Annotated in this window: 22 protein-coding genes; 21 read left to right on the top strand and 1 reads right to left on the bottom strand. The window is 71.4% G+C overall.

Annotated features, from left to right (window positions below; translation table 11 throughout):
* Window positions 1-28 precede the first annotated feature (28 nt).
* The 21 genes from ACERMF_RS09850 to pyrF all read left to right on the top strand — a co-directional run bounded on the left by ACERMF_RS09850 (window position 29) and on the right by pyrF (window position 21,423).
* Window positions 29-787: a hypothetical protein gene (locus ACERMF_RS09850; RefSeq protein ID WP_373668906.1), complete on the top strand. Its 759-nt coding sequence runs from the start codon at window positions 29-31 to the stop codon at window positions 785-787.
* A gap of 68 nt (window positions 788-855) precedes the next feature.
* Window positions 856-2,379, top strand: coding sequence for a prepilin-type N-terminal cleavage/methylation domain-containing protein (locus ACERMF_RS09845; protein ID WP_373668905.1), 1,524 nt, complete (start codon window positions 856-858; stop codon window positions 2,377-2,379).
* A complete protein-coding gene (locus tag ACERMF_RS09840; protein WP_373668904.1) occupies window positions 2,376-3,005 on the top strand; it encodes a type II secretion system protein J in 630 nt (209 codons plus the stop codon). The genes ACERMF_RS09845 and ACERMF_RS09840 overlap by 4 nt, the downstream gene beginning before the upstream one ends.
* 1 nt (window position 3,006) lies before the next feature.
* Complete coding sequence (locus tag ACERMF_RS09835) at window positions 3,007-4,188, top strand: hypothetical protein (protein WP_373668903.1); 1,182 nt, start codon at window positions 3,007-3,009, stop codon at window positions 4,186-4,188.
* A gap of 80 nt (window positions 4,189-4,268) precedes the next feature.
* On the top strand, window positions 4,269-5,456 hold the full coding sequence (gene aroC / locus ACERMF_RS09830) for a chorismate synthase (protein WP_373668902.1): 1,188 nt from the start codon (window positions 4,269-4,271) through the stop codon (window positions 5,454-5,456).
* Entirely contained in the window at window positions 5,456-6,013 is a 558-nt protein-coding gene (locus ACERMF_RS09825; protein ID WP_373668901.1) for a shikimate kinase, read from the top strand. The genes aroC and ACERMF_RS09825 overlap by 1 nt, the downstream gene beginning before the upstream one ends.
* Window positions 6,010-7,155, top strand: a complete 1,146-nt coding sequence (gene aroB / locus ACERMF_RS09820) for a 3-dehydroquinate synthase (protein WP_373668900.1) — start codon at window positions 6,010-6,012, stop codon at window positions 7,153-7,155. The genes ACERMF_RS09825 and aroB overlap by 4 nt, the downstream gene beginning before the upstream one ends.
* Before the next feature lie 143 nt (window positions 7,156-7,298).
* Window positions 7,299-7,505: a dodecin family protein gene (locus tag ACERMF_RS09815; protein WP_373668899.1), complete on the top strand. Its 207-nt coding sequence runs from the start codon at window positions 7,299-7,301 to the stop codon at window positions 7,503-7,505.
* Between the two features lie 101 nt (window positions 7,506-7,606).
* Window positions 7,607-8,056 (top strand): type II 3-dehydroquinate dehydratase, encoded by a 450-nt coding sequence (locus tag ACERMF_RS09810; RefSeq protein WP_373668898.1) that lies wholly within the window; start codon window positions 7,607-7,609, stop codon window positions 8,054-8,056.
* Complete coding sequence (locus tag ACERMF_RS09805; protein WP_373668897.1) at window positions 8,053-9,195, top strand: M24 family metallopeptidase; 1,143 nt, start codon at window positions 8,053-8,055, stop codon at window positions 9,193-9,195. Before ACERMF_RS09810 ends, ACERMF_RS09805 begins: the two co-directional genes overlap by 4 nt.
* 31 nt (window positions 9,196-9,226) lie before the next feature.
* Window positions 9,227-9,784 (top strand): elongation factor P, encoded by a 558-nt coding sequence (gene efp / locus ACERMF_RS09800; RefSeq protein WP_373668896.1) that lies wholly within the window; start codon window positions 9,227-9,229, stop codon window positions 9,782-9,784.
* Window positions 9,784-10,320 (top strand): transcription antitermination factor NusB, encoded by a 537-nt coding sequence (gene nusB / locus ACERMF_RS09795; protein WP_373668895.1) that lies wholly within the window; start codon window positions 9,784-9,786, stop codon window positions 10,318-10,320. Before efp ends, nusB begins: the two co-directional genes overlap by 1 nt.
* A gap of 29 nt (window positions 10,321-10,349) precedes the next feature.
* Window positions 10,350-11,294: a patatin-like phospholipase family protein gene (locus ACERMF_RS09790; protein WP_373668894.1), complete on the top strand. Its 945-nt coding sequence runs from the start codon at window positions 10,350-10,352 to the stop codon at window positions 11,292-11,294.
* A 183-nt stretch (window positions 11,295-11,477) separates the two neighbouring features.
* On the top strand, window positions 11,478-12,035 hold the full coding sequence (gene pyrR, locus ACERMF_RS09785; protein WP_373669247.1) for a bifunctional pyr operon transcriptional regulator/uracil phosphoribosyltransferase PyrR: 558 nt from the start codon (window positions 11,478-11,480) through the stop codon (window positions 12,033-12,035).
* Window positions 12,032-12,973: an aspartate carbamoyltransferase catalytic subunit gene (locus ACERMF_RS09780; protein WP_373668893.1), complete on the top strand. Its 942-nt coding sequence runs from the start codon at window positions 12,032-12,034 to the stop codon at window positions 12,971-12,973. The genes pyrR and ACERMF_RS09780 overlap by 4 nt, the downstream gene beginning before the upstream one ends.
* On the top strand, window positions 12,970-14,304 hold the full coding sequence (locus tag ACERMF_RS09775) for a dihydroorotase (protein ID WP_373668892.1): 1,335 nt from the start codon (window positions 12,970-12,972) through the stop codon (window positions 14,302-14,304). Before ACERMF_RS09780 ends, ACERMF_RS09775 begins: the two co-directional genes overlap by 4 nt.
* Window positions 14,301-15,476: a glutamine-hydrolyzing carbamoyl-phosphate synthase small subunit gene (carA, locus tag ACERMF_RS09770; protein WP_373668891.1), complete on the top strand. Its 1,176-nt coding sequence runs from the start codon at window positions 14,301-14,303 to the stop codon at window positions 15,474-15,476. The genes ACERMF_RS09775 and carA overlap by 4 nt, the downstream gene beginning before the upstream one ends.
* Window positions 15,463-18,822, top strand: coding sequence for a carbamoyl-phosphate synthase large subunit (gene carB, locus ACERMF_RS09765; protein WP_373668890.1), 3,360 nt, complete (start codon window positions 15,463-15,465; stop codon window positions 18,820-18,822). The genes carA and carB overlap by 14 nt, the downstream gene beginning before the upstream one ends.
* Complete coding sequence (locus ACERMF_RS09760) at window positions 18,819-19,754, top strand: dihydroorotate dehydrogenase electron transfer subunit (protein ID WP_373668889.1); 936 nt, start codon at window positions 18,819-18,821, stop codon at window positions 19,752-19,754. Before carB ends, ACERMF_RS09760 begins: the two co-directional genes overlap by 4 nt.
* A complete protein-coding gene (locus tag ACERMF_RS09755) occupies window positions 19,751-20,734 on the top strand; it encodes a dihydroorotate dehydrogenase (RefSeq protein WP_373668888.1) in 984 nt (327 codons plus the stop codon). Before ACERMF_RS09760 ends, ACERMF_RS09755 begins: the two co-directional genes overlap by 4 nt.
* On the top strand, window positions 20,734-21,423 hold the full coding sequence (pyrF, locus tag ACERMF_RS09750; RefSeq protein WP_373668887.1) for an orotidine-5'-phosphate decarboxylase: 690 nt from the start codon (window positions 20,734-20,736) through the stop codon (window positions 21,421-21,423). The genes ACERMF_RS09755 and pyrF overlap by 1 nt, the downstream gene beginning before the upstream one ends.
* Before the next feature lie 28 nt (window positions 21,424-21,451).
* On the opposite strand, the gene ACERMF_RS09745 is transcribed toward pyrF, so the two are convergent.
* The gene (locus ACERMF_RS09745; protein WP_373668886.1) at window positions 21,452-22,417 is read right to left on the bottom strand and encodes an acetylxylan esterase; all 966 of its coding nucleotides are present in this window, start codon (window positions 22,415-22,417) and stop codon (window positions 21,452-21,454) included.
* Window positions 22,418-22,443: the final 26 nt, after the last annotated feature.

Here is a 22,443-nt window from a genome sequence, read left to right as displayed (position 1 = left end):
GACGACAACCACCGCACCGATGGAAGCCGTGACGTCCCGACGTCCGTCCAGGCTCCTCGTCGTCCTCGGGATCCTGGCGCTCCTCGCCGTCGCCGTGCTGGGTGCCAGCCTGTTGTGGAAGTCACCGACGTCGTTGCCGGTCGCACCCGCAGCGACACAGGACGGGACCGACGCGGCGGAGGAGTCACCGGTCGCGGAGGAGGGGCACGCCACGCCGGCCGAGGCCACGACGCAGGGTGACGCCGTCGAACTGCTGCTCTCCTACGACCCCTTCAAGCCGGTCGTGCCCGAGCCGGCAGCTGCAGACGAGGGCGTCGATCCCACCCCGACGCCGACACCCTCCGAGCCAGCGCCGACACCGCCGGTCACCGAGCCGGTGCCGTGGGAACCGGATCCCTCCCAGCCCGCACCGTGGATCCCGGTGGAACCGACGCCGGTGCCACCGGCTCCCGAGCCGACGGAACCCGTCGTCCCGTTGCCGCCGTCACCCGAGCCGACCGAGCCCGCTCCGGATCCGAGCGCGCCGACCTGCACACTGCAGGACGGAATCATCCTCTGCGCCGGCAGGCCGGTGACGTTGGCTGCCGTCCAGCCCATCGGTGACGGTTCGGCCTTCGCCGTCATCCGCGTCGGTCCCCGCCTGTACGGCGTCGTGCCCGGCCAGTCGTTCGCGGACGAGTTCGTGCTCCTGGCCATCGACGGGACCTGCACCGAGGTGCTGCATGTCGAGGGTGCCATTCGACTCTGCCTGGAGGCCGAACCAGTGGCCCCGGCCAGCTCAAGGTGACCGGTCGAGGTGCCGATGTGTGGAGGGACCGGATCGCGGTCCCTCCACACGTGTCGGAGTGCCCGGACGTGAGAACCGACGGCAAGCCCATGCGCGACGAGGCGGGTCTGACCCTCGTCGAACTCATCGTCGCGTTCAGCCTGCTCTCGATCATCCTTGCGGCAGCGGCCGGCTCGCTCATCACCTTCGGGCGCAGCGCCGTCGACAACGAGCGCCGGGTGCAGGCCACGGCCGTCGCCAATCGCCTCCACGAGGAACTGCAGGCGTTGCCCTGGTCGGACACCGCCCTCTACGACCAGGAACTGGACGGGCTGGCGGACCTCCCGGAGATCGCGGCGACCTTCGACCCGGACGCCGAGACCTTCGAGGGGCGCGACCTCGTGCTCCTCGAGGGGCCGGGCGCCTGCCCCGCGCCACCCGCCCCGTGCTCCTCTCGCCGTGACCTCGTGCCCTATGCCGTGCCGCCGACCTTGACCATCGACGGACGTGACTACGAGGTGTTCCAGCTCGTCACCTGGGACGAGGACGACGGCGGCATCAAGCGCTTCACCACCTTCCTGCGGTGGGAGGTCATGGGCAACACGATCACGCAACGCTTCGACAGCATGCGCGCGGCCACGCCAGCGGAGGCCGGTGACCCCCTCCGTCCACGGGTCATCCAGTTCCAGGTCGGTCCGTCGCCGATGGAGCTGCGCGGCCCCGACGCCGGATCGCTGGTGGACAGCCCGACGCAGCCGCTGAACGTCGTGGTGCGGTTCAGTCGGGGGGTGGAGGCCGCGTCGGTCAGCTACTTCAGCATCCCCGCGGACCACTTCTTCGTGCCGGAGGAGCCCGAACCGGTCGACGAATCCGAGGAGGCGCCGACCGAGCCGCCGGAGGAGGAGCCACAACAGGCGCCACCACCGCCGCTGGAGCAGCGCACCCTGCACCTGACGCCGTCCGTCACGGATCCCGAAACCGGCCTGTTCCTCGCCTTCGAGGGCACCGTGCCGAGTGAACACCGCTTCCCGAACGGACCGCGGCCCTTTCGCGTCACCGGCTCGCTCACCGTTGCTTCGGGCACCGAGACCTTCGGCGGCACGACGACCGCGTCGTTCTGGGGCGGCACGCCCTTCCCGCAGCGCCTCGATCCCACGGACTCCGGTGAGGCCCTGCCGCCCGTCGTGACGCCGCCTCCTGGCGGGGATGAACCGGCGACGTCGTATGCCGTGACGGTCGGCACACCGATCGTCAACCGGCATCGGGTCTGCCTCGACGCCAATGGACGCTTCTACCGCACCGTCGAGGTGACTGCGCTGGTCACCGGCATGACCCCCGGCGACTATTCCGTGACGGTCAGCTACACCGCCAACCGCGAGCAGCGCACGCAGGCCATGGTTCCTCCCGACCCGGCCACCATCTCGCCGGCCGGCACGTACTTCACCCTGACGTTGCCGATGGGCGACAGCCACGGATTCCGCAAGAACGACCGCACGCGATTCAGCGTCAGCGCCGCGCGTACGGCTGATGGAGGGTCGGCCGGTCCGGTCCAGTCCTCGCAGCTCGAGGTCCGCCAGCCGAACCGGGTCGAACTCGACTCGAGCTGCGAATGAAGCGATCGTCGGAACAGGGATTCACCCTCGTCGAGCTTCTCGTCTCGATGGTGCTGCTTGGTGTCGTCGGATCGGTGGTCGTCAGTGCCATCGTGACCGGGATGCAGAGCGCCCGAACGACCACGGCACGCACCATGGCCATCCACGAGCTCGAGGTGGCCCTGCAACGCGTCGGTCGTGAACTTCGCGCCGCCGACCCGCTCTACGTCAGCGAGAACGGCGCCTACGGCACCCAGATCGGTGCGGAGGTCGTGCGCAACGGTCAGGTGCAGGTCATCTCGTTCGCCGTGGTGGAGGAGGACGGCCAGCAGTTCCTGGTCCAGGACACGGCCATCGGCGACATCGCCGACATCGAGAGCGGCGTCGTCGAGCTCACGACCCTGCCGCGCCGAACCCTCGTCACCGCCGTCGACAACGGTTCCGACCCCGTCTTCACCTACTTCGACGACTACGGGGACCCGATCGTGTGCACCCCTCCGACGCCTGGTCCGTCGGAGGCGTGCGACCTGGCCTACTCCGACGCCTACAAGATCGGCCTCCGCCTCGAACGCACGCTGTCCGACCAGTCGCCGGTGCGCGCCGAGACCTACATCACCGTCCGCAACATGCGGTACAGGAGCGGCTGAAATGCTTACACGTCTTCATCGGGACGAGTCCGGCTCGTTGATCATGGTCCTGCTCGCGTCGATCGTGATCGGCGGGCTGATCGTGGTCGTCTTCAGCGACGTACGAACCGGCCAGCTCACCGCACGCAGCGACCGCGACTTCAACCAGGCGATCCAGGTGGCGGACGCGGGTGTGCAGCGCGCCTTCACGCAGTTGGCGCTGATCGAGCCGGACGACCCGATCCAGAGTCTCGACGAAGTCCTGCCGATCGACGGTGGCGAGACCAGCTGGACGGCCACCCGCGTCGGCGAGACGCGGTGGCAGGTGCGCTCGGAGGGCCGGTTCGGCGAGGCAACCCGCGTGGTCGAGGCCACCATCGGCCCCCACCAGGTGTTCAGCCTGGCCGCGTTCGCCGATCTGCGGATCGAACTCCGAGGCGGCAACGTCTCCGACTCCTACAACGCCACGGGGACCAACCGCCTGGGACGCGTCGGCTCGAACAACGAGATCACACTTCGCGGCAACGCGACCGTCGACTGGGTGATGCGTTACAACAACGCGACCTATGGCGAGAAGGGCACCGTGGTCGTCGGGGTGGAGACCGTTCCCGAGCCGGCCTACCTCCCCAACCTCGGTGAGCAGGCCTACGCCGACGACGGGCCCTGCTTCGGCCGCAATGACGGCGCGTACACCGGGCAGTACCGCCTGGTGAGGGGGCACACCTACTGCTTCAGCAACGTCACGTTTCCCGCGGGCAACCACCAGCTGCAGGCCGCTGACCCGCCAACCACCGAGCCCACGCGGATCTACATCGCGCCGTCGGGCACGTTGCGGCTCGAGGGACAGGGAAACGACCCCGACTGCACCAAGGTCGCCTGCGTCAATCTCCCCAGCGGCTTCAACGCGAGCACGCTGACACCGCGACCGGAAGCGACCGCGCTGCTGATCTACCTCGCGAACGGGACCGTCTCGGCGAACAACCACACCAGTATCGCGGCCGGGATCTACGCCCCCACCTCCGACTGCGCCGGCCCCAACGCGCAGGGCGACATCTACGGGTCGATCGTCTGTCGGACGCTCGACGGACGTGGTGGTTGGAAGTTCCACTACGACGAACGGTTCCGCGACGTGGTCGCCGACGACTTCACGGTGCAGGGCTGGCGCGAGGAGCACACCGGGACCACCAGTTTCGGATCCGGTTGAGCGGCCGACCCCGCGTCGGGCGCAGGTGGGCGCGCCGGTAGGCTCCGCCGTGCATCACCGCCGTCCGAGGACTGTTCGCCGTGCCGCGTCTGCGCTACCTGACCGCAGGGGAGTCGCACGGTCCTGCGCTGGTCGCCACGCTCGAGGGCATGCCGGCGGGCCTGACGGTGTCCAGCGAGCTGCTCGGTGAGGAGCTCGCACGCCGCCGGCTCGGACACGGCCGCTCGCCACGGATGGCGTTCGAGGTCGACGAGCTGGAGATCCTCGGCGGCGTCCGTCACGGCCGCACCATGGGTGCGCCCATCGCCGTGCTGATCCGCAACACCGAGTGGCCCAAGTGGGTCGACGCGATGGATCCCGAGCCTCGGGACGACCTCGACACGATCCGGGAAACGGGCCGGGGACAACGCCTGACGCGTCCGCGGCCCGGACACGCCGACCTCACCGCCGCGCTCAAGTACGGCTACGACGACGTCCGCGACGCGCTGGAGCGCGCCTCGGCCCGCGAGACCGCGGCTCGCGTCGTCGTCGGCACGATCGCCAAGCGGCTGCTGGCCGAGGTCGGCATCGCCGTCGTCAGCCACGTCGTCAACATCGGCGGGGTCCGCGCCCCCGACGACGCCCCGCGTCCGGGACCCGACGACCTCGACCGCATCGACGCCTCCGAGGTGCGCTGCTTCGACGACGCCACCGCTCGGGCCATGATCGAGCGCATCGACCGGGCCCATGCCGACAACGACACGCTCGGCGGCACCATCGAGGTGATCGCGTACGGCCTGCCTCCGGGACTCGGCAGCCACGTCCATTGGGACCGCAAGCTCGACACCAGGCTCGCGGCCGCGTGCCTGTCGGTCCAGGCCATGAAGGGCGTCGAGTTCGGCGACGGCTTCGCGCTCGCCGACCGCCCCGGCTCCCAGGCCCACGACGAGATCGTCCACGACGGCTCCACCTACGCCCGGCTCTCCGATCGCGCGGGCGGCCTCGAGGCCGGCATGTCGACCGGACAACCGCTGCGGCTGCGCGTCGCGATGAAACCGATCTCCTCGCTGCCCCGCCCGCTGCGGACGGTCGACATCGACACCCACGACGAGGCGGTCGCGATCACGCAGCGCTCCGACGCCTGCGCGGTGCCGCGCGCCGGCGTGGTGCTGGAGTCCGTCGTCGCGCACGAACTCGCGGACGCGCTGCTGGAGAAGACCGGTGGTGACACCCTCGCCGAGGTCCAGCGCAACCTCGCGGCGTATCTCGCCGAGGTGGCCGAACGCTGATGATGAGTCGAAATCTCGCCCTCCACGGGATGATGGGGGCCGGCAAGTCGACCGTGGCCACGCTGCTCGGCGACCGCCTCGGCCGCCGCGTCGCCGACACCGACGACGAACTGCGTAGCTGGACCGGCCGCTCCATCCCGGAGCTGTTCGCCGAATATGGCGAGTCGGGTTTCCGCGACCTCGAGCGGCAGGTGATCGAGGAGCTGGCGAAGTTCCACGATCTCGTCATCGCCCTCGGCGGCGGCGCCGTCCTGCGCGATGACAACGTCGCTTCGCTGTTGCTGACCGGCGTCCTGGTCGAACTCCGGGCCGAGCCCGACGTCCTCGTTGCGCGTCTTCAGGACAGCAGCGACCGCCCGCTGCTCGGCGCGCCCGACGAACTCGAACGCCGCGTCCACGCCACCTGGCAGGCCCGCGAGGCGCGCTACCGGGCGGTCGCCGACGTCACCGTCGACGCCGCCCGAGCACCCGAACAGGTCGTCGACGAGATCCTCGAATGGGCCTTGGCCCAGGGCGACGTGCTGACGCCGTCTGAACACGAACAGGTGATGCGGTGAGCGCTCCCACCCGAGTCCAGGTCGAGCTCGCAGGCCGGGCGTACCCCGTCATCATCGGCACCGGTTGGCTCGACCGGCTCCTCGACCACGTCAGCCTTCCCGACGGTGTGGCACGTGTGGTGCTCGTGACCCAGGAACCGATCGACGCGGCCGGCCACGTCGACGGCGTGGTCGCCACGCTGGAGCAGGCCGGTATCGAGGTGCACCGCTACGACGTGCCCGACGGCGAGGCGGCGAAGACCGCCGGCGTGCTGCGCGAGTTGTGGGAGGCCTGCGCCGAGGCGCCGCTCAGCCGCCGCGATCTCGTCGTCGCGCTCGGTGGCGGCGTGGTCGGCGACCTGGCCGGTTTCGCGGCCGCGACCTGGAACCGGGGTGTCGGCGTGCTGCAGGTGCCGACCACGCTGCTGGCACAGGTCGACGCCGCCATCGGGGGCAAGACCGGGATCAACCTGCCCCAGGGCAAGAACCTGGTCGGGGCATTCCACCAGCCGGTCGCGGTCGCCTGCGACGTCGCCACGCTCGCGACGCTGCCCCGACGCATCCGGGTCGAGGGGCTCGGCGAGGTCGTCAAGTACGGCCTCATCGCCGACCCCGAGCTGCTCGAGTTGCTCGAGACCCGCTCCGAGTCGGTGCTGGAGGGCGACCCCGGACTGCTCGAACAGATCGTGCACCGCGCCGTCGCGGTCAAGGCCCGCGTCGTCGCGGCGGACGAACGTGAGGGCGGCGTCCGTGCCCACCTCAACCTCGGACACACCTACGGCCACGCCGTCGAATCGCTCACCGGCTACGACGAGGTGCTGCACGGCGAGGCGGTCGCGATCGGCACCGTCGTCGCACTCCGCCTCGGTGTCCGGCTGGGACGGACACCGCCGGAGCTCGCCGAACGGGCCGAGGCGCTGCTCGAACGGCTCGGCCTGCCGACCCGCGGACCGGCGCTGGACCGCGACGAGGTCTGGAAGACGATCGCCCGTGACAAGAAGGCCGACGCCGGCGGGGTCCGCTTCGTCGTGCTCGATGCGCTGGCGGACCCGTCCGTGGTGACCCCCGACCGCGTCGACGTCGAAGCGGTCCTCGATGACCTCGGTGCCTTCGCGGCGCCCGACGCCGGCGACGGCACCGAGGGCGACCAACTGGCCGGCTGACGCGCCGCGGGGCCCCCGACAAAGCTCCTCTCGGCCCCCGGAAACCCGTACCGGCGAGCACGGTCGGAATGTGGGGGCGGGCGGGTTGTGCCGCCGCGTGAAGGGTGCAGGATGGGGATCGCACCCAACCACGAGGAGCACCCATGGCAAGCGTCGCACGCGTCACCGAGATCAGCGCCCGGTCGGAGAAGAGCTTCGAGGACGCGATCAACGCCGGTGTGGAACGCGCCTGCAAGACCCTCCGCAACGTCGAGTCGGCATGGGTCAAGGAACAGCGCGTCGCCATCACCGACAACAAGGTCACCGGGTACCAGGTCAACCTGCTGGTGACGTTCGAGCTCGACGACTGAACCTCTCCGTGGCGCTGGACCGGCGCGGCGTGCGACGCCGCACCGGTCCCGGCGCCACGGTTGCGTAGGGTTGCCGGCGCGATCGGCGACCAAGGCGGACGATGACCACGATTCTGTTGCTGCACGGCCCCAACCTGTCGCAACTCGGCACCCGGGACCCGCTGCAGTACGGCATGGACACGCTCGACGACGTCGTGACCGCCGCCCGCGACGAAGCGGTCGACGCCGGCGCGCAGCTCGTCGCCGAGCAGTACGAGTCCGAAGGTGAGCTCGTCGCACGCCTCCACGCCGCCCGCACGGACGGCACCGGGGCGGTGGTGATCAACGCCGGCGCCCTGACCCACTACAGCCATGCCCTGCGGGACGCGCTCGAGTTGCTGCCCGTTCCCTGCGTCGAGGTGCACCTGTCCAACGTGCATGCGCGCGAGGACTTCCGCCAGCACTCGGTGATCGCCGCCGCCTGCGACGGGTCGATCGCCGGCTTCGGAACGGCCGGCTACCCACTCGCCGTCCGCGCTGCGATGGCGCTGTTGCCGCAGACGTCGGCGTGAGCGCCGCGGAAACGAACGGGCGAGCGCCGGCCGGGCCGCGAGGCGACCTGCCGGCGGCCGACCATCTGCGGCGTCGCGACCGGCTGCGTGCAGCGCTGGCCGACCACGGTGTCGAGGCACTGCTGGTGACCGCGCCCGCCAACGTCCGCTGGCTGAGCGGGTTCGCCGGCAGCAACGGTCAGGTCCTCGTCGGCGCGGACGCGAACACGGACCGCCTCGTCACCGACGCCCGGTACGAGGAGCGTGCCGCCACCGAGTCGCCCGGCCTGGCGGTAGCGCTCAGCCGCGACCCCTTCGCCGTCGCGCTCGACGGCGCCGCCTCCGGGGCGGTCCTCGGCATCGAAGCCGAGCACGTGCCGTGGGCGCAGGCACAGCGCTGGTGCGAGCGCGCAGACGAGGCCGGCATCGAGGTGCGCCCGACCGCTCCGGTGGTCGAAGGGCTGCGGGTGGTCAAGGACGACGCCGAGCTCGCCCGCCTCGAAGCCGCCTGCGCCTTCACCGTCGACGCCCTCGCGTGGCTGTTCGCCGAGGTGGTGGCCGAAGGCCGGACGGAACGTGAGCTCGCGACCGCCCTCGAACGCCGTTTCGTCGACCTCGGCGCCGACGGGGTGGCCTTTGCGTCCATCGTCGCCAGCGGTCCCAACGCGTCGGTGCCCCATCATGCCCCGACGGAACGCCCGCTGCGGCCCGGTGACCTGCTGACCGTCGACTGCGGCGCCCTCGTCGACGGCTACCACGCCGACTGCACCCGCACGGTCGCGCTTGGCCACCTCGACCACCAGCTCGTGCGTGTCCACTCGGCGGTCGAGGCCGCGCAGGCCAGGGGCCGGGCCGCTGCGGTGGCCGGCGCGAGCGCCGGTGACGTGGACGCGGCCTGTCGCGACCTCCTCGACGACCTCGGCTACGGCGACCACTTCGTCCACGGCACGGGTCACGGTGTCGGGCTCGACATCCACGAGGCCCCGGCGGTCGCCAAAGGGTCGGCTGCTACGCTTTCGGCCGCAATGGCGCTGACCGTCGAGCCCGGGGTGTACCTGCCCGGAGTCGGCGGCGTCCGCATCGAGGACACGATCGTGGTCACCGCGGACGGACCGCCGAGCATCCTGACGACCGCCCCCCGCGAGCTGCGCATCCTCTAGAGCGCGCCACGGCATCCTGCGAGGTCCCATCGTGGTTTCGACCAACAACCTCAAGAACGGCATGACCCTCCTGATCGACGGGAAGCTGCAGCAGATCGTCGACTGGAACCACCACAAGCCCGGCAAGGGCGGCGCGGTGGTCCGCACCAAGCTCAAGGAGGTCGAGACCGGCAAGGTGGTGGAGAAGACCTTCCGTGCCGGCGAGGACGTCGAGCAGGCGATCGTCGAGCGTTCCACGGTGCAGTTCCTGTACCGCGAGGGCGACGACTACGTCCTGATGAACAACGAGACCTACGAGCAGCAGACCGCGCCCGCCGCCGCGATCGGTGAGGCCTCGGACTACCTCGTCGAGGGCGACGAGCTGCAGATCCAGATGTACGACGGCCGCATCGTCGGCGTCGAGCTGCCGGCGTCCAAGGCGCTCGAGATCACCTACACCGAGCCGGGCGTCGCGGGCAACACCGCGACCAGCGCCACCAAGTCGGCGACGCTGGAGACGGGCAAGGAGGTGCAGGTGCCCCTGTTCATCGAACAGGGCGAGAAGATCAAGGTCGACACGCGCACCGGCGCCTACCTCTCGCGCGCCTGATGACGCAACCGCACGACGCGCCGCACGACGCGCCACAGGGGCGGCGCAGGAGCGGCCGCCGGCAGGGCACCCACGACCCACGCCGTGCGCGTGAACGGGCGCTCAAGATCCTGTTCCAGGCCGACCTGCGCAACGCGGACCCGCTCGAGACGCTCGAGCGGGTGACGACCGACGCGTCCGCCCGCGCGATGCTCGACGACCTCGACGTGCCAGCGGCCGGCGAGGTTTCGCCCATCGACGCGTTCACCCGTCGGCTCGTGGTCGGCGTGAACGAGCACCGCGTCGAGATCGACCAGCTCATCGAACGGTTCGCGCGACGCTGGGCGATCAGCCGCATGCCCGTCGTCGACCGCACCGTCCTGCGACTCGCCACTTTCGAGCTGACCCACGAGGACACGAGCCCGGCCGTGGTCATCAACGAGGCGGTCGAGCTGGCGAAATCGCTCTCGACCGACGACTCGGGCCGCTACGTCAACGGCGTGCTGGAGTCCGTCCGCCGTTCCGTCGCCGGCGAGGACGTTCCGGCCGAGGGCTAAGGTCGCCGCGCACCCGACGGGAGCGAGGCGTGCAGGCGGACCTGGTGCTCGAGGGCGGCGGCGCGAAGGGCGTCGCGCTCGCCGGTGCCGTGGCCGGACTGGATGCCGGCGGGGTCCGGTTCGAACGCATCGCCGGCACGTCGGCCGGCGCCGTCGTGGCCGCCCTGCTCGCCGCGGGCATGCGCCCGGCCGACCTCGACGCACTCGCCCGTGACCTGGACCTGCGCGACCTCGTGCCGGCCGGACCGCTGGACCGTCTCGGCACGCTCGGGCAGGGGCTTCGGGGACTGTCGGTGCTGCTCGAACTCGGCCTGTACGACCACCGACCGATGCAGGCGTGGCTGCACGAGCGGTTGTCGGCGTTGGGCGTACGCACCTTCGGTGACCTCCGTCGCGACGACGACGGCGACGACCCCAGCGGCCGGCGCCAGTACCGGCTGGTGCTGGCCGCGGCCGACGTCACCCGCAGCCGCCGCGTCCTGCTGCCGTGGGACTACGCCGACTACGGCCTGGACCCCGACGCCCAACCGGTCGTGCAGGCGGTCGCGGCCTCGGCCGCGATCCCGCTGGTCTTCGAACCCGTCCGATTGCCGTTCCCGGACCGTGCCGACACGGCGGTCCTCGTCGACGGCGGCCTGCTGTCGAACTTCCCGGTCGACGTCTTCGACCGCCACGACGGGCAGCCGCCGCGCTGGCCGACGATCGGCGTGAAGCTCTCCGCACGTCCGGAGGGGACCGCAGCGATCGTCCAGCCCGTCACGGGCCCGGTCAGCTACCTGCGCGCCGTGATCGGGACCGCCGTGACCGCATGGGACCAGCGCCACCTCGACGATCCCCGCGTCATCGAGCGCACGATCTTCGTCGACACCACCGGCTACCCGTCGTTGGACTTCGGCCTGTCGGCGGAGCAACGCGCTGCACTCGCCGACCGGGGTCGCGCCGCCGCCAGCGCCTGGCTCGGCGCACGTCGGTGAGGTGGCGCAGGCGAGTGGGCGTGCTAGCGTCGCCCGGCGAACCCCGCGGTCGCTCGCGGGCAACCCGAGCGGCGCGCTTCCTTTAACGACCGGTCCTGTGAGGCCGGGAAGGAGCATCAAGGTGCGTTCCCTGTCGTGCTGCGCCCGTCGTCCGGGCGCGCGTCCCCGCCGCTCGCAGCCGGCGTGACGCAACTGCTCACGGCTGACGAGGTCTCGCGGGCGCTCAAGCGCCTCGCCCACGAGTTGCTCGAGGCCAACCACGGTGCCGACGACCTGGTCCTGGTCGGCATCCAGACCCGCGGCGTGCCGCTCGCGCGCCGCCTCGCGGGGCTGATCCGCGACATCGAGGGCACCGAGGTCCCCGCCGGCGCGCTGGACGTCACGCTCTACCGCGACGACCTGACCCGCCGCGGGCCGTTGCCGCTCGGGGAGACCCGGGTCCCGGTGTCGGTCGACGGGCGCACGGTCGTGCTGGTCGACGACGTGCTCTACACCGGCCGCACGATCCGCGCCGCGATGGAGGCCGTGCTCGAGCTCGGGCGTCCCGCCCGCATCCGGTTGGTCGCGCTGGTCGACCGGGGCCACCGGGAGCTGCCGATCCGGGCCGACCACGTCGGCAAGAACCTCCCGACCGCACCCGACGACCGCATCCGGGTCCTGCTGGACGAGGTCGACGGCCGCGACGGCGTCGTGGCCGATCCGCCGTCCCGGCCCGCCCCGTCCGCGGAGGTGCACGCATGAAGCCGCTCGGGAACCTGATCTCCATGGAGGACCTGGACGGCGACCAGGTGGTCGGCATCCTCGACACCGCCGAGCAGCTGCTGCCGATCGCCGAACGGCGCCGCAACAGCGTGCCGACCTTGCGCGGCAAGGCCGTGTGCAACCTGTTCCTCGAGGACTCCACGCGCACCCGCATCAGCTTCGACCTCGCGGCCAAGCGGCTCTCCGCCGAGGTCATCAACTTCTCCGCCAAGGGCAGCTCGGTCTCCAAGGGGGAGTCGTTCAAGGACACCGCCCTGACCCTGGACGCGATGGGCGTCGACTGCGTCGTCGTGCGATCCGGCTCCTCGGGAGCGCCCCTGCAGCTCTCGCGCTACCTCGAGGTCCCGATCCTCAACGCCGGGGACGGCTGGCACCAGCACCCCACGCAGGCGCTGTTGGACGTGTTCACCATGCGACGCCACCTCGGCGACCTCGCGGGACGTCACGTCGTCGTCGTCGGCGACGTGCTGCACTCGCGGGTGGCCCGCAGCGAGGTGCAGGCGCTCAAGCTGCTCGGCGCCCGCGTCACGCTCGTCGGTCCGCCCACCCTGCTGCCACCACAGGTCGAACGCTGGGGGGTGAAGGTCACCGGCGACCTCGACGCGGTCCTGCCGGACGCCGACGTGGTCTACCTGCTGCGGGTGCAGCGCGAGCGGATGCACCGCGCGTTCTTCCCCACCTCGCGCGAGTACTCCCGGATCTGGGGCGTCGACGTGGCCCGGCTCGACCTGCTGCCCGAGCACGCGATCGTCATGCATCCCGGCCCGATGAACCGTGGCGTGGAGATCACCGCCGACGTGGCCGACTCCGACCGGGCGGTGATCGTCGAGCAGGTCACCAACGGCATCGCGGTGCGCATGGCCTGCCTGTACCTGCTGTTGTCCGGGGACGCCGAGGGCACCGAGGTGAGCGCATGACCGACCACACCACCGCCGCTTCGGGCGCTCAGCCGGTGCTGCTTCGCGGCGGACGCCTCCTCGATCCCGCCTCCGGGACCGACACCGTCACCGACGTCCTGGTCCGCGACGGACTCGTCGTCGAAACCGGTTCCGGCCTGTCCGCCGTCGCGGCCGAGGTCGTCGACTGCGACGGCCTGTGGGTGGCGCCCGGATTCGTCGACCTGCACACCCACCTGCGCGAGCCGGGCTTCGAGGACGCCGAGGACATCGCCAGCGGCTCGGCCGCCGGCGCCGCGGGCGGCTACACCGCCCTGTGCCCGATGGCGAACACCGACCCCGTGTGCGACGCCGCGGCCGTTGCCGAGTCGGTGTGGCGCCGCGGCCAGGAGGTTGGGCTCGTCGACCTCTTCCCGGTCGGGGCGATCACCAAGGGCCTGCGCGGCGAGGAGCTGGCCGAGTTCGGCGAGCTGCGCCACTCGGCGGCCCGCGTCGACTTCTTCTCCGACGACGGCAAGCCCGTCGCCGACAGCCTCGTCATGCGTCGCGCCCTGCAGTACGCCGGCGCGTTCGACGCCGTCATCTGCAACCACGCCGAGGATCCCGACCTCACCGCCGAGGCCCAGATGAACGAGGGCGAGATGTCCTCGACCCTGGGGCTGCCCGGCTGGCCGCACGAGGCCGAGGAGATCATGATCGCGCGCGACCTGATCCTGGCCGCCGGCCTGGGCGCCCGGTTGCACGTGCCGCACGTCACCACCGCCGGCGCGGTCGAGCTGATCCGGGCCGCGAAGGCCCGAGGCGTCCGCGTCACCGCCGAGGTGACGCCGCACCACCTGAGCCTGCAGGACCACCTCGTGAGCAGCTACGACCCGGTGCTCAAGGTCAACCCGCCGCTGCGCACCGAGGCGGACGTCACCGCGCTGCGGGACGCCCTGGTGGACGGGACCATCGACTGCGTCGCAACCGACCACGCCCCCCACGCGCCCGAGCTCAAGGACCAGGAGTGGGAGCACGCCCCGTGCGGGATGCTCGGCCTGGAGACGGCGTTCGCCGTGGTCAACACCGAGCTGGTGCGCAGCGGCCTGCTCGACCCGATCACCGCGATCGCCCGCCTGACGACCGGGCCCGCGGGCGTGCGCTCGGTCGGCGCGCACGGGTCGGCGGTGGCCACCGGCGGCGCGGCCAACCTCACCGTGCTCGATCCGCAGGCGCGCTGGACGGTCGACGGTCGCGGCCTGCACTCCAAGGCCCGCAACACGCCCTTCCACGGCTCCGAGCTGGTCGGCCGGCCGGTCCACACGCTGCTTCGTGGACGCTTCACCCTGCGCGACGGGAAGGTCGAGGCATGACCGGCTACGAGACGCTCCCCGGTGCCCCCCGGCGCAGCCTGCCGGCCCTGCTGGTGCTCGAGGACGGCAGCGCCTTCCGTGGCCGTTCCATCGGCGCCGCAGGCACGGTGTACGGCGAGGCCGTGTTCAACACCGGGATGGCCGGCTACCAGGAGGTCCTGACCGACCCCTCCTACCGGCGCCAGATCGTGGCGATGACGGCCCCCCACGTCGGCAACTACGGCCTCAACGACGACGACATGGAGTCCGACCGGATCCAGGTCGCCGGCTTCGTGGTGCGCGAGGCCGCACGCCGCCCCTCGAACTGGCGGTCACAGCGGGACCTGCGCGATGCGCTGGCCGACGCCGGGGTCGTGGGCATCGAGGGCATCGACACCCGGCGCCTCACGCGTCTGCTCCGCGACAAGGGGGCGATGCGCGCCGGGCTGTCGACCGACGTCCTCGACGCCGACGTGCTCCTCGCCGGCGTCCTCGACAGTCCCGGCATGGAGGGGGCCGAGCTCGCCAGCGAGGTCACCACGCCCGAGCCGTACGTGCTCGATGCGGTCGGCGAACGGCGGTTCCGGGTCGTCGCGCTCGACTTCGGCATGAAGCGGTCCATCAGCCGTCATCTGCGCGAGCAGGGCGCCGAGGTGCACGTGCTGCCGGCGTTCGCCACCCCCGAGCAGGTGCGCGAACGCGAACCCGACGGGTTGTTCCTGTCCAACGGGCCGGGCGACCCGGCGACGGTGTCGCAGGGCATCGCCACGACGGCGGCGCTGCTGGGGGAGGTGCCGACCTTCGGGATCTGCCTCGGCTCACAGTTGCTCGGGCAGGCGCTGGGTGCCGACACCTACAAGCTCGACTTCGGCCACCACGGCGTCAACCAGCCGGTGTTGCGCCGTCGCGACGGCGCGGTGGAGATCACCAGCCACAACCACGGGTTCGCGGTGCGCGCCTCGACACTGGGGGAGCAGGTCGACGGGCACACGTTCGCCACCCGCGACCACGGTCGCGTCGAGGTCAGTCACGTCAACCTCAACGACGACGTGGTGGAGGGGCTGACCGCGCTCGACGTGCCCGCCTTCAGCGTCCAGTACCACCCCGAGGCGGCGCCCGGCCCCACCGACGCCCGCTACCTGTTCCAGCGGTTCGCCCGCCTGATCGAGGAGGTCCGTGGTGCCACGGCGTGACGACATCGCCAGTGTGCTGGTGCTCGGCTCCGGCCCGATCGTGATCGGGCAGGCCAGCGAGTTCGACTACTCGGGCACGCAGGCCTGCAAGGTCCTGCGCGAGGAGGGCCTGCGGGTCGTCCTGGTCAACTCCAACCCCGCCACGATCATGACCGACCCGGCCATGGCGGACGCGACCTACATCGAGCCGCTGACGGTCGCGACCGTGCGGGCCGTCATCGAGAAGGAACGCCCCGACGCGCTGCTGCCCACGCTGGGCGGACAGACCGCGCTCAACCTCGCCGTCGAACTGTACGAGTCCGGTGTGCTCGACGAGTACGGCGTCGAGGTGCTCGGCGCCGACCTGCTCGCGATCCAGACCGCCGAGGACCGCCTCAGGTTCAAGGAGGCGATGGCCGAGATCGGGCTCGAGTCGCCGCGCTCCACCTACGTCAAGGAGGAGTCGCAGGCCTTCGAGGCCGCCGCGGAATACGGCTACCCGGTGGTGCTGCGGCCCTCGTTCACGCTCGGCGGGAAGGGCGGCGGCATCGCCTACGGCGAGGACGAGTTGCGCCGCATGATCCGTCAGGGCCTGGCCGACTCCCCGGTGCACGAGGTCCTGGTCGAGGAATCGGTGCTCGGCTGGAAGGAGTACGAGCTCGAGGTCATGCGCGACCGCAACGACAACTGCGTCATCGTGTGTTCGATCGAGAACCTCGACGCCATGGGCGTGCACACCGGCGACTCGATCACGGTCGCGCCGGCCATGACGCTGTCGGATCCCGAGTACCAGCAGATGCGCGACGCCGCGTTCGCGGTCCTGCGTCGCATCGGCGTCGAGACCGGCGGTTCGAACGTCCAGTTCGCCGTCGACCCGGCCACCGGCCGGCAGCTCGTCATCGAGATGAACCCCCGCGTGTCGCGCTCCTCGGCGCTGGCGTCGAAAGCGACCGGCTTCCCGATCGCGAAGATCGCCGCCAAGCTCGCGATCGGGTACTCCCTCGACGAGATCGCCAACGACATCACGCGCCGCACCAAGGCCGCCTTCGAACCCAGCATCGACTACGTCGTCGTCAAGGTGCCGCGCTTCGCCTTCGAGAAGTTCGGCGGGACCGACGACACCCTGACCACGAAGATGAAGTCGGTCGGTGAGGTCATGGCCATGGGCCGGACCTTCAAGGAGGCGCTGAACAAGGCGCTGCGCAGCCTCGAGGACGGTCAGGTCGGCTTCGGCGCGGCACCATCGCTCGACATCGACGACGACGAACTCGAAGCCCGCCTCCGCCGGCCGACCGCGACACGACTCGACGCCGTCGACGAAGCCCTGACGCGCGGCTGGACCGTGGAGCGCGTCAGCGAACTGACCGGGTTCGACCCCTGGTTCGCCGACCAGCTGCTGCAGCTGGTCGAGCGCCGGCGGGAGCTGCGTGCGCACGAGCATCTGGCGGCGCTGCCGGACGGGCTGCTCCGTACCGCCAAGTCCGAGGGGTTCTCCGACGCCCATCTCGCCCGGTTGCTCGACACGTCCGAGGACGCGGTCCGGGCGCGCCGTCACGCGGCCGGGATCCGGCCGGTGTTCAAGACCGTCGACACCTGCGCGGCGGAGTTCGAGGCGTACACGCCCTACCACTATTCGACCTACGAGGACGAGGACGAGGTCACCGACTCCGGCCGCGACAAGGTGATCGTGCTCGGATCGGGCCCCAACCGGATCGGGCAGGGGGTCGAGTTCGACTACTGCTGCGTGCACGCGGTGTTCGCGCTGCGCGACGCCGGCTACGAGACCATCATGGTCAACTGCAACCCCGAGACCGTCTCCACCGACTACGACACCGCCGACCGCCTCTACTTCGAGCCACTCACCTTCGAGGACGTGCTCGAGATCTGTCACCGTGAACAGCCGGTCGGGGTGCTGGTCCAGCTGGGTGGTCAGACCCCGCTCAAGCTCGCGGGCCAGCTCGAAGCTGCGGGGATCCCGATCTGGGGCACCGCCCCCGACGCGATCGACGCCGCCGAGGACCGGGGCCGCTTCGGCGCGTTGATGCGCGACCTCGGGGTGGCGATGCCGCCCGGCGGCATCGCGGGCTCGTTCGAGGAGGCCCGCGAGATCGCGCGGTCCATCGGTTATCCGGTCCTGGTCCGGCCCTCGTACGTGCTCGGCGGCCGGGCCATGCAGATCGTCTACGAGGAGGAGGGGCTGCAGCGCTACCTGCGCGAAGCGCTCCGGGCCGCCCCCGAGCTGTTCGATGCCGCCCACCCTTCGGCCTCGCGGCCCCCTGCGATCCTCGTCGACCGCTTCCTCGAAGGGGCGATCGAGGTCGACGTCGACGCGGTCTACGACGGTGACGAGATCTTCGTCGGCGGGGTGCTCGAACACATCGAGGAAGCCGGGATCCACTCGGGCGACTCGGCCTGCACGCTGCCGCCGATCACGCTGGGCGGTGCACAGGTCGAGGAGATCCGCCGGGTCACCGAGGGCATCGCACGCGGCCTCGGTGTCCGGGGCCTGATCAACGTCCAGTACGCCCTCAAGGACGACGTCCTGTGGTGCATCGAGGCCAACCCGCGGGCCTCGCGGACCGTGCCGTTCGTGTCCAAGGCGACCGGCGTGCCACTGGCGAAGGTCGCGGCCCGCGTGATGGCCGGCGAGACCCTGGCGCAGCTGCGGACCGCCGGGGTGCTGCCCGCGACCGACGCCGTGCAGGGACCGCGGCCGCGCCACATCGCCGTCAAGGAGGCCGTGTTGCCCTTCGACCGCTTCCCGGGCGTGGATGCCCTGCTCGGCCCCGAGATGCGCTCGACCGGTGAGGTCATGGGCATCGACCACGACTTCGGGGCCGCCTTCGCCAAGTCGCAGGCCGGCACCGGGACCATGGTGCTGCCCGCGCCCGATCTTCCTCCCGGAGCCGACCAGGCCGGTACCGACGTGTCGGGGCGACGGACGCAGGTGTTCGTCTCCGTCGCCAACCGCGACAAGCGCGCCATCGTGTTCCCGGTCATGCGCCTGATCGACCTCGGTTTCGAGGTGGTCGCCACCGCGGGCACCGCCGAGGTGCTCGACCGCGCCGGCATCCCGGTCAGCGTCGTACGGAAGGTCTCCGACGGATCCAGCGAGATCCTCGACCGGATCGAGTCCGGCCTGGTGGGCCTCGTGCTCAACACCCCGTTCGGGTCGAGCACGCGTGGTGACGGCTACGAGATCCGCCAGGCGGCGGTGACCAACGGCGTGCCCTGCATCACGACGCTGTCGGGCATTCTCGCGGCCGTCCACGGCGTCGAGGCCGTGAAGCGGGGCCGGTTCCAGGTCCACTCGCTGCAGGAGTACCAGGCGGCGTTCCGGGACCAGGACGCGGAGGTGGGGGTATGAGGCGGCCCGCCGCCGTCCAGGGTCGCGACGACAAGGACCTGCCGGTCCGGGCGCGGTGCGAGGTGGTCGCCCGGCGCCGCGAGGGCGCGTACTGGCTGCTCTCGTTCTCCTCGCCGGAGATCGCCGAACGGGCCCGTCCGGGACAGTTCGTCAACATTGCGGTGCAGAGCCCCGGTGCGCTGCTGCGGCGCCCGTTCTCGATCGCCCGCGTGTCGCGGCAGGGCGCCTTCGCGGGGACCGTCGACGTGGTGTTCGACGCCCACGGGCCCGGCACCGAGTGGTTGACGGGCATCGCGGTGCACGACGTGATCGACGTCGTCGGACCGCTCGGCGGGGCTTTCCCGCTGCCACAACGGAAGGTGTCCTGCCTGCTCGTCGGCGGCGGATACGGCGCGGCGCCGCTGTTCTTCCTCGCCGAGGAGCTCACACGCCAGGGCCTACGGGTCGACATGATCGTCGGCGCCGCCAGCCAGGCGCGGATGCTCAACGTCATCGAGGCGAAACGCATCTCGGCCAGCGTCACCTTCACCACCGAGGACGGTTCGCTCGGGGAGCGGGGCCGGGTGACCGACGTGCTGGAGGACGTCGCGACCCAGTGCCGGACCGGTGTGGTCTACGCGTGTGGTCCCAACCCGATGCTGCGCGCCGTGTCGGAGCGCTGTGCGGAGCTCGAGCTGCCGGTCCAGGTCGCAGTCGAGGAGCAGATGGCCTGCGGCATCGGGGTCTGCTTCACGTGCGTCCTGCCGCTGCGGACCAAGGACGGCGAGGTACGCATGAAGCGCAGCTGCATCGACGGCCCGGTGTTCAACGGTGCGCGGATCGCCTGGGACCAGACCCGCTACGCCTCGCAACCGCTGGTACTCGACGAGGAACCTGAACCCGACGAGCCCGTCGAACGGCTCACCGACGCCGAGCTGTGGGGTGACGCATGAGCCCCGACGTCCGCCGCATCGACCCGGCCGCCCTCGCGGAGGTCGACGAACGCGCCATCCCGACCGACGACGTCGACCTGTCGGTCGACCTGGCCGGGATCGCGCTCGACAACCCGATCACCACGGCGTCGGGCTGTTTCGCCTCGGGCGCGGAGATCGATCGCTTCTACGACGTCGCCGAACTCGGGGCGATCGTGGTCAAGTCGATCACCCTGGAACCGCGCGAGGGGCTGCCGACGCCCCGGATGGCCGAGACGCCGTCGGGCATGCTCAACGCCATCGGCCTGCAGAACCCCGGCATCGACGCCTGGCTGGACCGCGACCTGCCGTGGCTGCAGGGGCGGGGCGCCAAGGTCATCGCCTCGATCGCGGGTCGAACCGTCGACGACTACCGCGAGGTCGCCCATCGGTTGCGGCGTCAGGCCGGCATCGTGGGGCTCGAGGTGAACCTGTCGTGTCCGAACGTCGAACACCGCGGTCTGGTGTTCGCCTGTTCGCCCGACCAGTCCGCGACCGTCATCGCGGCCGTCGCCCGCGAGGCCGACGTCCCGGTCTTCGCCAAGCTCACCGCCGACGTGACCGACATCGTCGCGGTGGCGCGCGCGGTCGTCGACGCCGGCGCGGACGGGCTGACGCTGATCAACACCCTCCTCGGCATGGCGATCGACCCCGAGACGGGCCGGACGCGGCTGTCGAACACCTACGGCGGACTCTCGGGGCCGGCCATCCGACCGGTGGCGGTCCGCAACGTCCACCAGGTGCACCAGGCGCTGCCCGGGGTGCCGATCATCGGGTGTGGCGGGGTGCGAAACGTCGCCGACGTGATCGAGTTCACCCGCGCCGGTGCGACCGCGGTCGCCGTCGGCACGGCCACGTTCGTCGACCCCTTCGCGGGCCAGACCCTCGTCAACGACCTGCGCGCGTGGCTGGCGACGCGCGGGATCCGCTCGATCGCCGAACTCCAGGGAGCCGTGTACTGATGCAACCCCACGAACGGATCGCGGTCGCGCTCGACGTCCCGACGCTGGACGAGGCGCAGGCGCTCGCACGGCAGCTGGCCGGGCACGTCGGCTGGTTCAAGGTCGGTCTGGAGCTGTTCGCCGCGCACGGACCGGCGGCCGTCGAAGCGATCCGGGCGTTCGGCCCGGTCTTCCTCGACGTCAAGCTGCACGACATCCCGACCACGGTCGCACGCGCGGCGCAGCGCATCGCCGACCTCGGTGTGGGGCTGCTGACCGTCCACGCCGGCGGGGGGACGCCCATGCTCGAGGCCGCCGTCGAGGGGCTCGGTGACCACGGCCGTGTGCTGGCGGTGACGGTGCTCACCTCGATGTCGGAGCAGGACCTCGCGGACGTCAGCGCGCCGGGCGCCGCGACCCAGGTGCCGCTCCTGGCCAGGCTGGCGGTCGACGCGGGCGTGCCGGGACTGGTGTGCGCCCCCCGGGACCTGTCGGCCGTGCGCGACACGGTCGGCAGCGAGGTGCTGTTGGTCACGCCCGGCGTGCGTCCCGCCGGTGCGGGGGAGGACGACCATGCCCGCGCTGCGACGCCCGACGCCGCCGTGCGTGACGGTGCCGACCTGCTCGTCGTCGGCCGCCCCATCACCCGTGCCGACAACCCGGTGGCCGCCGCCGTTCAGATCGCCGCGGCACTCGCGGACCTCGGCTGAAGCAGCGCCGCATGGCACGTCGTGGCCTCTACGCCAGCACCTTGGTCAGGAACGTCAGCTCCTTGCGCACGTGGTGCGCACCGCCGCCCTCGTGCTCGTTGAACGCGTACACCTCGATGTCCTTGTCGCCGTCGTAGGCATGGAAGGCGCTGAAGACCGTCGACGGGGGGCAGACGCGGTCGGCCAGCCCGACCGAGAACAGGGCCGGCGCGGACGCCCGCGTGGCGTGGTTGACGACGTCGAGGTAGCTCAGCGTCCGGAACACGTCGTCGACGCGGTCGCGATGGGCGCTGCAGTATTTCGCCAGCTCGGCGTAGGGACGGGCGTCGGTGACCTCGAGGGCACGCGGGAAGTTGGCCAGGAACGGCACCTGGGCGCTGACGGCGGCCGGGCGCTCGGCGAGATGCGCGGCCGCCAGCGCGAGCCCGCCGCCCTGACTGCCCCCGAGGACCGCGACCCGGTCGGGGTCGACCTCCGTGCGGGTGCGCACCGCGTCGACGGCCCGGGCGGCGTCGACGAACAGCCGGGTGTAGTAGTGGTCGTGGGGATCGCCGATGCCGCGCGTCAGGAACCCCGGGGTCGACGGTGCGCCGGTGTCACCGGGATCGGGGGTGTCACCGACGGACCACGACGCGCCCTGCCCGCGCGTGTCCATGACGAGGTGGGCGAAGCCGGCTGCCGACCAGAACAGCCGCTCGTGCGGCAGGCCGCGCCCGCCGCCGTAGCCGACGTACTCGACCACCGCGGGCAGCGGACCCCGCCGGTCACGGGGGAGCAGGAACCAGCCGCGGATCGGCGCGCCACCGTGGCCGGCGAACGTGACGTCGAACACCTCGACGGTCGTCAGCCCTGCGTCCACCGGCGTGAAGGAGGCCGCGAGGTCGTGCCGGTCCGCTTCGGCCCGCTGCGCCGTCCAGAAGGCGTCGAAGTCGGCCGGTTCGTCGACCCGGTGGCGGTAGCGCCACAGCTCGTCCAGCGGCAGATCGACGTGCACGGTGGCCTCCTCGGCGCCACCCGCGA

Source organism: Egicoccus sp. AB-alg6-2 (assembly GCF_041821025.1).
Taxonomy (GTDB): domain Bacteria; phylum Actinomycetota; class Nitriliruptoria; order Nitriliruptorales; family Nitriliruptoraceae; genus Egicoccus.
Note: the sequence above shows the minus strand (reverse complement) of the source record. Positions and strands in the feature narration are given on the sequence as shown.

Excerpts from the sequence above, each read along its gene's own strand:
- ACERMF_RS09840 (WP_373668904.1), top strand. The coding sequence starts at position 2,376 with ATGAAGCGATCGTCGGAACAGGGATTCACCCTCGTCGAGCTTCTCGTC.
- ACERMF_RS09835 (WP_373668903.1), top strand. The coding sequence starts at position 3,007 with ATGCTTACACGTCTTCATCGGGACGAGTCCGGCTCGTTGATCATGGTC.
- ACERMF_RS09825 (WP_373668901.1), top strand. The coding sequence starts at position 5,456 with ATGATGAGTCGAAATCTCGCCCTCCACGGGATGATGGGGGCCGGCAAG.
- ACERMF_RS09815 (WP_373668899.1), top strand. The coding sequence starts at position 7,299 with ATGGCAAGCGTCGCACGCGTCACCGAGATCAGCGCCCGGTCGGAGAAG.
- ACERMF_RS09810 (WP_373668898.1), top strand. The coding sequence starts at position 7,607 with ATGACCACGATTCTGTTGCTGCACGGCCCCAACCTGTCGCAACTCGGC.
- nusB (WP_373668895.1), top strand. The coding sequence starts at position 9,784 with ATGACGCAACCGCACGACGCGCCGCACGACGCGCCACAGGGGCGGCGC.
- ACERMF_RS09780 (WP_373668893.1), top strand. The coding sequence starts at position 12,032 with ATGAAGCCGCTCGGGAACCTGATCTCCATGGAGGACCTGGACGGCGAC.
- ACERMF_RS09775 (WP_373668892.1), top strand. The coding sequence starts at position 12,970 with ATGACCGACCACACCACCGCCGCTTCGGGCGCTCAGCCGGTGCTGCTT.
- carA (WP_373668891.1), top strand. The coding sequence starts at position 14,301 with ATGACCGGCTACGAGACGCTCCCCGGTGCCCCCCGGCGCAGCCTGCCG.
- ACERMF_RS09760 (WP_373668889.1), top strand. The coding sequence starts at position 18,819 with ATGAGGCGGCCCGCCGCCGTCCAGGGTCGCGACGACAAGGACCTGCCG.
- ACERMF_RS09755 (WP_373668888.1), top strand. The coding sequence starts at position 19,751 with ATGAGCCCCGACGTCCGCCGCATCGACCCGGCCGCCCTCGCGGAGGTC.
- pyrF (WP_373668887.1), top strand. The coding sequence starts at position 20,734 with ATGCAACCCCACGAACGGATCGCGGTCGCGCTCGACGTCCCGACGCTG.